This window comes from Deinococcus indicus, assembly GCF_002198095.1.
Lineage (GTDB): Bacteria > Deinococcota > Deinococci > Deinococcales > Deinococcaceae > Deinococcus > Deinococcus caeni.
The window spans coordinates 229810-243089 of sequence record NZ_NHMK01000011.1 but is presented as its reverse complement, the minus strand read 5'-3'; the positions used below and the strand labels follow the sequence as shown (position 1 = coordinate 243089).

9 protein-coding genes and 1 tRNA gene are annotated in these 13280 nt (G+C 68.4%); 2 read left to right on the top strand and 8 right to left on the bottom strand.

Annotated features, from left to right (window positions below):
- Positions 1 to 90 precede the first annotated feature (90 nt).
- Positions 91 to 699, top strand: coding sequence for an NAD(P)H:quinone oxidoreductase (gene wrbA, locus CBQ26_RS09360; RefSeq protein ID WP_088248357.1), 609 nt, complete (start codon positions 91 to 93; stop codon positions 697 to 699).
- Positions 700 to 762: 63 nt separating this feature from the next.
- On the opposite strand, the gene treS is transcribed toward wrbA, so the two are convergent.
- Both treS and CBQ26_RS09350 read right to left on the bottom strand, forming a co-directional pair.
- Positions 763 to 2418 (bottom strand): maltose alpha-D-glucosyltransferase, encoded by a 1656-nt coding sequence (treS, locus tag CBQ26_RS09355; protein WP_088248356.1) that lies wholly within the window; start codon positions 2416 to 2418, stop codon positions 763 to 765.
- Between the two features lie 155 nt (positions 2419 to 2573).
- Positions 2574 to 2647: transfer RNA gene (locus CBQ26_RS09350), tRNA-Gln, on the bottom strand.
- Positions 2648 to 2961: 314 nt separating this feature from the next.
- Between CBQ26_RS09350 and CBQ26_RS09345 the strand changes: the two genes are divergently transcribed.
- Positions 2962 to 4680, top strand: coding sequence for a 30S ribosomal protein S1 (locus CBQ26_RS09345; protein WP_088248355.1), 1719 nt, complete (start codon positions 2962 to 2964; stop codon positions 4678 to 4680).
- A gap of 167 nt (positions 4681 to 4847) precedes the next feature.
- Here the strand turns inward: CBQ26_RS09345 and ppk1 are convergent, their stop codons facing one another.
- The 6 genes from ppk1 to acpP form a co-directional block, all read right to left on the bottom strand.
- Positions 4848 to 6968, bottom strand: coding sequence for a polyphosphate kinase 1 (gene ppk1, locus CBQ26_RS09340; protein ID WP_088248354.1), 2121 nt, complete (start codon positions 6966 to 6968; stop codon positions 4848 to 4850).
- 93 nt (positions 6969 to 7061) lie between these two features.
- Positions 7062 to 7580, bottom strand: coding sequence for a hypothetical protein (locus tag CBQ26_RS09335; RefSeq protein WP_088248353.1), 519 nt, complete (start codon positions 7578 to 7580; stop codon positions 7062 to 7064).
- Positions 7581 to 7627: 47 nt separating this feature from the next.
- Positions 7628 to 8665, bottom strand: coding sequence for a hypothetical protein (locus CBQ26_RS09330; protein WP_088248352.1), 1038 nt, complete (start codon positions 8663 to 8665; stop codon positions 7628 to 7630).
- Complete coding sequence (locus CBQ26_RS09325; protein WP_143342041.1) at positions 8665 to 11097, bottom strand: hypothetical protein; 2433 nt, start codon at positions 11095 to 11097, stop codon at positions 8665 to 8667. Before CBQ26_RS09325 ends, CBQ26_RS09330 begins: the two co-directional genes overlap by 1 nt.
- A 437-nt stretch (positions 11098 to 11534) precedes the next feature.
- The gene (fabF, locus tag CBQ26_RS09320; RefSeq protein WP_373297124.1) at positions 11535 to 12764 is read right to left on the bottom strand and encodes a beta-ketoacyl-ACP synthase II; all 1230 of its coding nucleotides are present in this window, start codon (positions 12762 to 12764) and stop codon (positions 11535 to 11537) included.
- 202 nt (positions 12765 to 12966) lie between these two features.
- Positions 12967 to 13197 carry an acyl carrier protein gene (gene acpP / locus CBQ26_RS09315; RefSeq protein ID WP_088248349.1) on the bottom strand — a complete coding sequence of 77 codons (231 nt, stop codon included), beginning with the start codon at positions 13195 to 13197 and terminating at the stop codon, positions 12967 to 12969.
- Positions 13198 to 13280: the final 83 nt, after the last annotated feature.

The following is a 13280-nucleotide window of genomic DNA, read 5'->3' as shown; positions in this document are numbered from 1 at the left end:
GAGGGGCGCAGGCGCCGGGTGAGAAAAGAGTAAACCAATGTTAAATGCCTTGATGTTGAACTATTTTCCGGGCCTGCATACACTGCCCTCATGACGAACCCCACCCCGGTGAAGCTGGCCATCGTGTACTACTCCACCTACGGCACCAATCACGCCATGGCCCAGGTGGCTGCCGAAGCTGCCCGCGCCGCCGGGGCCGAGGTGCGCCTGCTGAAGGTGCCGGAAACGGCCCCCCAGGCCGTGATCGACACCCAGGACGCCTGGAAGGCCCAGCAGGAACGCAGCGCCGACGTCCAGACCGCCACGCCCGCCGACTTGGAATGGGCCGACGCCTACCTGTTCAGCAGCCCCACCCGCTTCGGCGGCGCGGCCAGCCAGGTGCGCGCCTTCATCGACACGCTCGGCGGACTGTGGGGCACCGGCAAACTGGCGAACAAGACCTTCAGCGCCATGACCAGCGCCCAGAACCCCAACGGCGGCCAGGAAACCACCCTGATGACCCTGTACACCACCGCCATGCACTGGGGCGCCATTCTGGTGCCGCCCGGCTACACCGACCCGGTCATCTTCGCGTCCGGCGGGAACCCCTACGGCGCCAGCGTCACGGCCGGCGGCCAACCCCTGAGCGACGAGGACCGCGCCACCATCGCCCATCAGGCCCGCCGCCTCGTCGAGGTCACGGCTCGCCTGAACGGCTGACCCAGCAGGCACCAGAGAAGGCCCGCCGCGTTCAGCGCGGCGGGCCTTCTGTGCGCGGTGGGTTCAGTTCAGGCGCAGCCAGTAGTAGTCGTACTTGCCCAGGATCATGGGGTACGCCGCCTCGGTCACGGGCGGGAAGTGGCTGCCGCCGGCCAGCGTGACGGGCGTGCGGCCCACGTGCTCGCCCAGGTTCAGGTGGACGGCCTGGGCGTTCCCGGCGAAGTTGCTGACGATCAGCAGCGTCTCGTCGGCGGTGCGGCGCGTGAAGGCCAGCACGGCGGGGTTGTCGGTGTCGATGAACTGCAACTCGCCCGTGGCGAAGGCCGGGTGGCGGCGGCGCAGTTCGAGTTGCCGGGCGGTCCATTTCAGCAGGCTGCTGGGGTCCTGTTCCTGGCTCTGCACGTTCACGCGGGCGTAGCCGTACACGGCGTCACTGATGGGCGGGAAGAAGCACTGGTCGGGCGTGGCGGTCGAGAAGCCGCCGCTCATGCCGGCGTTCCACTGCATGGGCGTGCGCACGCCGTTGCGGTCGGACTGCGACAGGTCGTCGCCCATGCCGATCTCGTCGCCGTAGTACAGGATTGGGCTGCCGGGCAGGGCCAGCAGGACGGTGTTCAGCAGTTCGATGCGGCGGCGGTCGTTGTCCAGCAGCGGCGCCAGACGCCGGCGGATGCCCACGTTGATCTTCATGCGGGTGTCCGGCGCGTACGCGGCGTACATGAAGGCGCGTTCGTCGTCGCTGACCATCTCCAGCGTCAGTTCGTCGTGGTTGCGCAGGAACGTCGCCCACTGCCCGAAGCTGGGAATGGCGGGCAGGCGGTCCATGATCTCGCGGATGGAGGTGGTGTCCTCCTTTTTCAGGCTCATGTACAGCCGGGGCATGACCGGGAAGTTGAAGCACATGTGGAATTCCGGGTCCTGCTCGGTCCCGAAGTACTCGGCGACCTCCTCGGGCCACTGGTTCGCCTCGGCCAGCAGCAGGCGGCCGGGGTACTCCTGATCGACCAGCCGGCGCATCTGTTTCAGGATGTCGTGCGTTTCGGGCAGGTTCTCGCAGTTGGTGCCCTCGCGCTCGATCAGGTACGGCACGGCGTCCACCCGGAAGCCGTCCACGCCCAGGTCCAGCCAGAAGCGCGCGGCCGACAGCAGTTCCTCGACCACGCGGGGGTTGTCGAAGTTCAGGTCCGGCTGGCTGGAGAAGAACCGGTGCCAGTAGTACCGGCCGGTCTGTTCGTCCAGCGTCCAGTTGCTCGTCTCGGTGTCCGTGAAGATGATCCGCGCTCCCGCGTACTCGGTACCAGTGTCGCTCCAGACGTAGTAGTCGTGGTACTCGTTGGGGCTGCCGTCGGGCAGGGTCGGGCCGCGCCGGGCCGCCTGGAACCAGGGGTGGTCGCTGCTGGTGTGGTTGGTGACCAGGTCCCCGATCACACGCAGGCCGCGGGCGTGGGCCTCGCGCAGGAACACCTTGAAGTCCTCCAGGGTGCCCAGGTCCGGGTGAATATCGGTGTAGTCGGCCACGTCGTAGCCGTCGTCGCGCAGGGGGCTGGGGTAGAAAGGAAGCAGCCACAGGCAGTCCACGCCGAGGTTCTTCAGGTAGTCGAGTTTGCCGGTCAGGCCGGGAAAGTCGCCCTTGCCGTCGCCGTTGCCGTCCGCGAAGGTCCGGACCGAGAGTTCGTAGAAGACGGCACTCTTGTACCACTCGGGCATGGTCTGGGTCATGCCCCGCAGTGTAATTCAGCTCGCCGCTGGAAGCGCTGCCACGGGGGGCGGGCGTGAACCGGTCCTCAAGATGGCATGTGAAGGCGAGGGCACCCGCCGCCACACCGGGCGGGAAAACAGGAAAAAACCCCGTCCGGAGACAGGGTTCTTTCGGTTGGCTGGGGCACTAGGACTCGAACCTAGATCGACAGTGTCAGAGACTGGTGTCCTGCCATTAGACGATGCCCCAACGGGGTGGAATCCCGACCGGTGTCGCTTCCGGCCGTCTTCCCTTGGGGGGAAGCGTGAGGGAGTATAGCCACAGGTCTGCCGGCCCGTCAAGCCTCCCCCCCTGCGGCGCGCCGGAGTCCCGCCAGGGCGAACGCGGGCCAGGACTCGCTGGACCGCGTACAGACCGCAGTTGCCGCAAGTCCTTTGACTCTGGTACACTGAGGTGTTGCCGCGCCGTATGCACCCCTGGCCCCAGGGCCGGGCTCGCACGGAAGACAGGTATCAGGCTGGCGCGTCGTCCGCAGTGAGACGCGCCCAGGAGGACAGGAGTTCATGGAAGACAACACCCAGACCCCCGCCCAGCAAGGCGGGACTCAGCCCGCGACGGGCACCACCCAGACCAGCGTTCCCACCCCCGTGGAGGAGCGCGAGTACCCCGCCATGACCATGGAGGACATCCTCGCCAGTGAGGCGCAGGAGCCCCAGAGCGTCACGCGTGGCGACATCGTGGACGGCACCATCGTGTTCATCGGCCAGGAAGGCATTGCCGTGGACATCGGTGCGAAGGTCGAGGGCATCATCCCCCTCAACCAGCTCGGCGACGAGCCCGTCACGCTGGAACAGGCCCAGGAGATGTACAAGTCCGGTGAGCAGATCGAAGCGTACGTCGTGCGCGTCGACCTGCCCAACAGCCAGATCGTGCTGAGCAAGAAGCGCGCCGATCAGGACAAGGGCTGGCGCGTCCTGGAGAAGATGCAGGAGGCCGACGAGGCCTTCGAAGTCGAGGTGCTCGAGAAGGTGCGCGGCGGTCTGGTCGCGCAGGTCGAAGGCATCCGCGCCTTCCTCCCCGCGTCCCAGGTCGACACGCGCCGCGTGAACGACCTCGACCCCTACGTCGGCAAGCCCCTGATGGTCAAGCTCATCGAGCTGAACCGCAAGCGCAACCGCGTGATCATCAGCCACCGCGCCATCCTCGAAGCCCAGAAAGCCAAGGCCCGCGAAGAAACCGTCGGCCAGCTCGAAGCCGGCGCGCAGTTCGAGGGTGAAGTCGTGGAAATCACCGACTTCGGCGTGTTCGTGAACCTGGGCGGCATCGACGGCCTCGTTCACCGCAGCGAACTGACCTACGGCCGCTTCAACCACCCCCGCGACGTGGTCAAGGTGGGCGACAAGGTGCAGGTGCAGGTCATGGACGTCGACGGCGGCCGCGAGCGCATCAACCTGAGCATGAAGGCCCTCACCCAGGACCCCTGGGAAGGCGCCACCGACCGTTACAGCATCGGCCAGAAGGTCAGCGGCAAGGTCACGAACCTCACCAACTTCGGCGCCTTCATCGAACTGGAATCCGGCCTGGAAGGCCTGGTTCACGTCAGCGAGATGAGCTGGACCAAGCGCGTGCGTCACCCCAACGAAGTCATGAAGGAAGGCGACGAAGTCGAGGCCGTCATCCTGCGGATCGACCCGAAGGACCGCCGCATCTCCCTGGGTATCCGTCAGACCACCGACGATCCCTGGAGCGCCCTGCCTGACCGCTACCCGCCCGGCACCCCCGTCAAGGGCAAGATCACCGGCATGACCGACTTCGGCGTGTTCATGGAGATCGAAGAAGGCATCGAGGGCCTGATCCACATCAGCGAACTCGACGTGCAGCGCGTCAACAACCCCGCCGACCTGTTCAAGAAGGGCGACGAGATCGAAGCCGTCATCCTGAACATCGACCCCGTCGAGCAGCGCGCCAGCCTCAGCCGTCGTCGCTTCCTGGGCGGCGGCCCCGTCCCCACCCAGCGCGACTACGTCAGCCAGGGTGGCGGCGCCCGCAGCGACCGCTACAGCGGCGGCCAGGGCGGCGCACCCCGCGCCGGTGGCCGTGGCGGACGCCGTGGCGACGCGGACTACGCGTACAACGCCAAGGACGCCAGCCAGGGCGGCAAGATCAGCACCAAGCTGGGCGACGTGTACGCCGACCTGTTCGCGCAGTTCGGTCTGGGCGGCGACAAGAAGGCCGACGCCCCCGAGGCGCAGGCCGACACCACCGAAGACAACCAGGGCTAAGCGGGACGCTCGGGCCAGCGCGCCTGAGCCCCCACCCTGAACGGGAACTCCCGGCCGGACCCTCGTGGTCTGGCCGGGAGTTCCCGTTTGCTGCGCGCAGCGAGGGCAGAGGGGGCGGCTGAATCTCGGCTGCCCCCCTCTGCCCCGCCACCGCCTCTGGCCTGTTATCAGGCGGGGTGACGGGAGGCCGCGAAGGCCTGCTGGGCGCTGAAGTCGCCCGGCAGTTTCTCGTACTCCCCGGACGGGTTCAGTTCCCAGGAGCCGCGCGTGTCGGCCCACTCGGTGTCCAGGATGCTCAGGAAGGTGTCGCGGTGGCGGTCGTCGAGAACGGGGGCGATCACCTCGACCCGGCGGTCCAGGTTGCGGCTCATCCAGTCGGCGCTGCCGAAGTACACCTCGGGACTTCCGGCGTTCCCGAACGCGAAGACCCGCGCGTGCTCCAGGTAGCGGCCCAGCAGGCTGCGCACGCGGACGCTTTCCGACAGGCCGCTCACGCCGGGACGCAGGCAGCACACGCCACGGATGATCAGTTCGATCCGCACGCCTGCCCCGGCCGCGCGGTACAGCGCGTCGATCATGCCGGGGTCGGTCAGCTGGTTGACCTTAACGCGCACCCAGGCGTCCAGTCCGGCGCGGGCGTGCGTGGCCTCGCGTTCCAGCAGCGCCTCCAGCCCCGGCCGGGCGGTATCCGGCGCGACGAGCAGGTGCGTGTACTCGGCCGTGGCGTACCCGGTCAGGTGGTTGAACAGTTCCGCGACGTCCGCCCCCAGGTCCGGGTGCGCCGAGAGCAGGCTCAGGTCCGTGTAGAGGCGCGCGGTCTTGGCGTTGTAGTTCCCGGTCCCGATGTGCACGTAACGGCGCAGTCCGCCCGCCTCGCGCCGCACGACCATCGCGACCTTCGCGTGCGTCTTCAGGCCCGGCACGCCGTACACGACGTGCGCCCCGGCCCGTTCCAGTTTCCTGGCCCACGAGATGTTGCGCTGCTCGTCGAACCGGGCCTTCAGTTCGATCAGGGCGACGACCTGCTTGCCGTTCTCGGCGGCGGTACGCAGCGCGCCCAGCAGGCGCGGGTCGTCCCCGGTGCGGTACAGCGTCTGCTTGATCGCCAGGACCTGCGGGTCACGGCTGGCTTCCTCCAGGAAATCCAGGATGTTCGTGAAACCGTCGTACGGGTGGTGCAGTACGACGTCCCCGGCGCGCAGCGTCTCGAAGATGCCGCTGTCCTCGTCGCCATCCAGGTCCGGCACGGCCGGCACGTACGCCGGGTACGACAGGTCCGGGCGGTTCACGGGCAGGCCCATCAGGTCGGCGGTGCCCAGCGGTCCCTCAAGCAGGTAGATGTCCTCGGGCGCCAGCCGCAGCCGCAGCTGCAGGAACTCGATGATCTCCGGGCGGGTGTCGCGCATGACTTCCATCCGCACGGCCGAACCGAAGCGGCGGCGGCGCAGGCCGTCCTCGATGGTGGCGAGCAGGTCCTCGGCCTCCTCTTCCTCGAACTCGTAGTCGGTGTTACGGGTCACGCGGAAGGCGTGCGCGGCCAGCACGCGCCGCCCCTTGAACAGCTCCGAGATGTGCGCGGCGATCACGTCCTCGAGCAGCAGCAGCGCCTCGCCGATCACCACGATGCGCGGCAGCACGCCCACCGGCACCTTCACCCGCGCGAAATCCGGTTCCTCGCCGTCACCGGCGTCCAGCAGCACCGCGAGGTTCAGGCTGAGGTTACTGAGGTACGGGAACGGGTGGCTGGGATCCACGACCAGCGGCGTCAGGACCGGCTGGATCTCCGCGAGGTAATGTTCACGCAGCTGCGCCCGCGCCCGCTTGCCCAGGTCATGCACCCGCGTGAGCCGCACGCCCTGCGCGTGCAGGTCCCGCAGCACCCGCCGGGTCGTCCGTTCGATCTCGCGCAGCATCACCTGCGTCCGCTCGCGCACCAGCGCCAGCGTCTCGCGCGGTTGCAGGCCGTCCGGACCGGGCACGTTCACGCCCGCCGCGATCTGCCGGTGAATGCCCGCCACGCGCACCATGAAGAACTCGTCGAGGTTGCTGCCGCAGATCGCCGTGTACTTCAGGCGTTCCAGCAGCGGGTTGCGTTCATCCCGCGCCTCGGCCAGCACCCGCTCGTTGAACGCCAGCCACGACAGCTCCCGGTTCAGGAACGGGCTCTGGGCATTGGCGACGGCGCGGTGCGTCCGCACTTCTCCCGCAGCGCCCTCCTCCTTGCGCCGGGGGCGACCACGAGAGGAAACGGAACGGGCGGGCGGGGACTTTTCAGCAGGCACAGTCATGACTCCTTGAGCAGTAAACGGGGTGAAGGTCAGCGGGGCGTCACCGCATTACAGCACGGCCCGCCTCGCTGCGCCCGCGTGCCGCCGACAGGCTCAGGCCACCGGTTCGGGCCGCGCCTCCGGGGCGTCCTCAATCACTTCCGCGTCCCCCGCCTCCTGCGCGGCGAGCATCACGTCCCGGAAGGCCCGCACCGCCTCCTGCACGAACGACAGGTACCTCGGCAGGGCCGCCACGAACTCCTGCGGCTGCGCGTGCAGGGCCTCCACGCCCGCCCACACGTCGCCGTCCACGGTGTGCAGCTTCACCAGCTTCGCCTCGCGGTTCACGGCGTCACATGCGAACAGCGCCTGCCCGTACTCCTCGTCGGACTCCAGCGGCCAGAAGTTCGGGAACAGCAGGTGATAGAACCCCGCGTCGTCCCCCTGCGCGGGCACGTAGTACTGCCCGCCCTCGAACATGAACGCCAGCCCGGACTCCGCGTCAGCCTGCACCACGAACCCCAGCTCCCCCAGCGCGTCCCGCACCGCCGCCAGTCCCTCCGGCAGGGGGGCCGCCGACCGGGGTGGGGGGGCGACCTTCACGACCTTCTTCTTCACCGTCTGCGCAGCCATGTCATTCCTCCGGTATGCACCCGCCCACGCCGGGGCGGATGGACTTCTTAGTTAGGTCGGTTCGCCTCGTCCGAGTACAGCTCCTCCGGGAATTCCTCCGCGAGGAACGTCATGTACCGCATGTTCAGCAGGTGCCGGGTCGCCACCCGCTCGAACGCCGCGCCGTTCTCCTCGGTCTTCGCGTTCCCGAACCCGTACTCGCCCACCACGAACGTCCCGTCCGGCTGGAAGTACGCGATGGCCGACCCGGCCGGGTCACGGAAGTTCCAGCCGCTGTCCGCCGCGTTCCCCGGCTCCCGCACCGACTGCGCGAGCCGCTCCTGAATCCGCACGTACTGCCCGTCATCCATCACGGCGTGCCGGAAACCGCGCGTGGCCGTCTCGACCATGTACCCGAAGCGCCACCCGAAGAACCGCACGTCGAAGCGCAGCGGCCCCGACGCGAGCAGAATCGACGTCGCGTCCCGACTGAGTTCCTCGGCCTGGTACTTCTTGCGCATGAACACCGCGAACGCATCCGACGCCGTCGGGTACACGTTGAACCCCTCACCGTAATGGAAGCCGCCCAGCCACTGCGACACGCTGGGCCGCACGGCCTCCGTGAACGGCAGCCCCAGGTACGCCCGCGCCGCCATCACGCCCTCCTCCAGCATGAACAGCGCCACGTCGATGAGCGTGTCCGCGCGGAACTGCCGGTCGAAGCCCGCAGACTCCACACCCAGCACCAGCTCGCCGGACACCGGATCGAACTGCGCCCGCACCCCCGCACACGTCGCGCACACGTGATCGATGCAGCGGTACGCGAACGCCTTCTCCGCCACCGACCCCGCCCGCAGAATGTTGCACTCCGGCACGCGGGTCGTCAGCGACAGACCGAGGAGGTTCGCCACAATGGGCATCGTGACCGTCAGATCGCGGTAGGTGAAGGTGGCGGTGTCCTCTCCGATCTGCTGGAACGAGTGAGGCTCACCGCCAGCCGCAGCGAGCGTCGCCACGGTGGTCAGGGCGTTCTCGCGCATCTCCCCCACCTCGACACCCTGACGCAGGTGCGGTTCCGCCTGCTTTTTCTTGAATAGGCCGAACATCAGTCGTCGGCCTTCAGGTTCAGCTGCTTGGCGGTGTCATCCAGAAGTTCATCCGGGTTCAGGCTGGGGAAGACTTCCTTCAGGATGTCCTCGGCGACCTTCAGGAGGCCACTGGCCTCTTCCTCGGTGGCTTTCTTCTTAGGCTTCTCGTCCTTCTCGCCCTTGAGTTCCTTCGCCTTCGCCTTCACGGGCGCGGCGATGGCCGACTCGGCGGCCTTGCTGAGCACCTCGTCCACGGCCTCCGAACCCAGGGTGACCATCGACGCCAGCGGCGTCGTGCTGCGCAGCGCCTGAATCACCTTGTCGTACTTCTCGATCCGCTCGTTGATCGGCACGCGGGCCGGGGTGGTCAGCGCCATGCCCAGCCGCTCGAACGCGCCCTTATCGGCGGCGTTCTTCCCGAAGTATCGCTCCATGGCCTTCTTCGACGCGTTCAGCGCCTCGGTTTTCATGGCGAGTGTCTGCAGGCCCGTGGACGGGTGCCGGGCGACGAACGTCTCGGCCTGCCGGGTCAGCAGGTCGGCCGATTTCTTTACGGCGTCCTCCGCCGCTGCCTGCGCCCGCTGCCGGATGACCGCCGGACTGACCGTGACGCCCGGCGCGCTCGGCTGGGCCAGCAGCGCCGCCTCGGTGTCCTGCGCGACCTTGTCCCGCAGGCGTTTCTCGGCCAGGGCGCGGGCGTGGGCGACTTCCGCCTGGTATGTCAGGGGGGCGCCCTGCTCGGCCAGGGCCTTGAAGTCCGCCTGGACGCTGCCGTGGCGGCCCAGCAGGCGTGAGAGGTCCTTGTTCAGGTCGTGGCTGGCGTCCGTCCAGACCTTGTTCAGGTGCGTGCGGATGGCCGCGCCGCTGGCGCGGAATTCCACGATGGCCTTGGCGACGTGCCCGTCGGGGTTGCGGGCGATCAGGTCGTCGAGGCGCTGGACGGTGATTTCCTTGAGGTGGCGGGCGTGCCGGGCGACGCTGGTCTGGCTGATCTTGCCGCCCAGGCTGGCTTTCCAGGCATCCACACGGTCGGCGGCCTTGACGCGGGCGTTCGTGAGGCGGCGGCTGAGGGTGTTCCCGGCGCCGTCCACGGCGTCCCTCAGTTTCCTGGCGGCTTTCAGGATGGGGCTCTGGCGGACGTGGTTGCGCAGGCCCGTCAGGAGGGTGCGGTCGAGGGTGCGCAGGCCCTGCACGCCCTTGCGGACGGTGCCGGTGATGGCGCCTGCGCCCTTGCTGGCGAGTTTCCGCAGGGTGGGTGTCTGGGCTTTCAGGTACGCGTGGGCCTGCCGGGCGCGGCGGGTGGTCATGACGCGGACCTTGCGGGCGGCGGATCCGGCCTTCGCGGCGGCGTTGCTGACGCCGGTGGTGACGGCGTTCTTGACGTTCGTGGCGGCGCGGCCCACGGGTTGCGTGAGGTACTTCTGTGCGAGCTCCCCGGCGTTCTTCAGGACCGTTTTCGCACCGGCGGGCAGGACGCGCCCGGCGAGGGTCGCGGCGGCTTTCCCGCTGCCTTTCAGGGCGCCCTGCGCGAGGTGCGCCAGTCCCCGCGCGGCGGGCGTGAGGCCCTTGCCGAGGGCGCGGCCCGCGCCGACCACGGCCTTCCCGGCGAATTTGAATACGGGGCCGCCCACGCTGCCCACGATGGCGTCCACGGCGATGCTCCTGGCGGTGACGCCCTGGAAGGTGGCGCGTTCCTTGAACTTGTAGGCCTTCTCCTTCTGCGCTTTGGCTTTCGCGGCGGCGTTGAAAACCCTGTTCTCCACGACCTGCGCGGCAATGCCGCCCCCGGCGCTGATCCCGGCCGCTAGGGCCAGCGCGGGAGCCGTGAGCGCCCCGCCGGTGGCGACGGTGGCGGCGGCCACAGCGGTCAGGGCGACGCCCTTCCAGAATTTCGCCTTGCCTTCCGGCGTGGCGTACCACTTCCTGAACTGCTCGACTTTCGCCCCGGCGAACTTCCCGGCGGCAGCAATGCCGTTGGCGACGCCCTTCACGGGGTTCTTCACAAAGCCGGCAGCGCCCTTGACGACCTTCTTCGCGCCCTCCAGCAGGCCCGGCAGATTCTTCGCGGCGCTGGCGTGCAGGCCTGTCAGCTGCTTGCGGAAGAACCCCATGACGCCCCCGGCCTCGCGGGGCGGGGCGGCAGCGGTCGGTCTGGCGGGACGGCCCTTGAGCGAGTTGGGGTTCAGGGACGGCCGCTGTGGCGTGGCAGGACGGGGCGTGGGATGCGTGACGGGCGTGCGGCCCGGCCGCGCGGTGGCAGCTTTGGCCGTCCGACTGCCCCCGGTGCCCTTGTTGCCCGACGCCTTGCTGCCCGCCCCTTTGTGGCTGCCCTTGGGGCTGCCTGCGCCCATCCTGGTCTTCGCGGACGAGGCGGGCGTCCGGGCCTGGGTGGGCGCGGCGGCCTGAGCCTTGGGCTTCTTACGGGCGGGAACCTGGGGAGTTTCAAACATCACGTCACCTGAAGAGATGAAAGGCGCACAGACGGCAGCGCAACGGGAGAAGCCGGCAGAAGGCAGTTTGTGAAGAAGTCTAGAGCTGACCGGGCGTCTCGCCAAGCGAAAATGACCAGGGGGGTCGCTCATGAACACCACCTCAACGGATGGGTGACAGCAACGCAGCGGGCCGCCCCTCCGGATGAAGGGCGGCCCGCCAGGGTCAAGACTGATACGGACTTCGTTTGTTTCACCCGGATGGAAGGGGCTGCAACGACCCTTCCATCCGGGTCCGGATCAGACAGACTCGGATTGAATGGCCTTTGCAGCCCATTCAATCCGAGCGGATGCGACTCGTAGAGCTGCCCCGCAGAGCAGGAGAAACACGGGTTCCGGACGTGGAGCTGGCAATCCGGTGAAGTTCCGGATTGTCAGCGAAACAAACGGAATCCGGATCAGACGCGCTTGAACAGCAGTGCGGCGTTCTGGCCGCCGAACGCGAAGGAGTTGCTCAGGGCGTACTCGACCTGCACCTCGCGGGCACCTTCGGGGATGTAGTCGAGGTCGAGTTCCGGGTCGGGGTCGGTCAGGTTGATGGTGGGCGGCAGGATGCCGTCCCGCAGGGCCTGGGCGACGGCGATGGCCTCGATGGCGCCGGCCGCGCCGAGCAGGTGGCCGGTCATGCTCTTGGTGGAGCTGACGGCCAGCGTGTGGGCGTGCTTGCCGAACACGTGCTTGATGCCCTGCGTTTCGTGCAGGTCGTTGAAGTGCGTGCTGGTGCCGTGCGCGTTGATGTACCCGACCTGTTCGGGGTTCACGCCGGCGGTGCGCAGGGCCATGCGCATGGCGACCTGCGCGCCGCGTCCCTCGGGGGCGGGCGTGGTGATGTGGTGCGCGTCGGCGCTGGTGCCGTACCCGACGATCTCGGCGTAGATGGTCGCGCCGCGTGCGACGGCCTTCTCGTACTCCTCGAGGATCACGACGCCGGCGCCCTCGCCGAGCACGAAGCCGTCGCGGGTGGCGCTGAAGGGGCGGCTGGCGCGCTGGGGGTCGTCGTTGCGGGTGGACAGGGCTTTCATGTTCGAGAAGCCGCCGATGGCGATGGGTGTGACGGCGGCCTCGCTGCCCCCGGCGATCATGGTGTCGGCGAGGCCCAGCTGGATGTAGCGCGCGGCGTCGCCGATGGCGCCGGTGCCGGTGGCGCAGGCGGTCACGACGGTGCTGCTGGGGCCGGTCGCGCCGTAGCGCATGGCGACGTGCCCGGTGGCCATGTTGGCGATCATCATGGGAATGAACATGGGGCTGATGCGTCCCGGTCCGCGTGAGTGCAGCACGCCGGCCTGATCCTCGAAGGTCTTCACGCCGCCGATGCCGCTGCCGACGATGGTGCCGGTGCCCTCGCCGCGCAGTTCCTCTTCGGTCAGGCCGCTGTCCTGCACGGCCAGCGCGGCGGCGGCCAGCGCGAGTTGCACGTAGCGGTCGAGTTTGCGGGCCTCGCGGGGGTCCACGAAGGGCGAGAGGTCGTCGTTGACTTCCCCGGCGATCCGGCTGGCGGTGTCGGCCGGATCGAAGTGTGTGATGGTGGCGATGCCGCTCTGTCCGGCGCGTTGCGCCTGCGCGTAGGCCTGCGCGCCCACGCCGATCGGCGTGACCGGCCCGAGGCCCGTGATGACAACCCGTTTCAACCCTGAGACGCTCACTGCATCCCCCCCTTTGGTGTGCCGGAGGTCGGCGCGACGGGGCGCGCCGCGACCTGCTGGCGGTGGTGCTGGTTCGACCTGCGGCGTGGCAGGTGTGCGGTCACGCAACGGATGGGGGCGGGAAGCGGCAATGCACCGCGCCCCGCCCCGTCATCCTGCGCCCCCCATGGTCGGGGGGCGGGCGCGTTTACTGCTTGCTCTCGATGTAATCCACGGCGGCCTGGACCGTGCGGATCGTTTCGGCGTCCTCGTCGCTGATGGTGATGCCGAACTTGTCTTCGAGGCCCATGATCAGTTCCACGGTTTCGAGGCTGTCGGCGCCCAGGTCTTCCACGAAGCGGGCTTCGGGGGTCACCTTGTCGCCGTCCACGCCGAGCTTGTCAACGATCACGTCTTTCACATCATCAAAAGTTGCCATGAGTTCGTACCTCCTGATACTGAAGTCTGCGCCAGTCTACACGCGGCGCCCATGAGAGTCGGCTGATCTGAACGGGGTTCAAC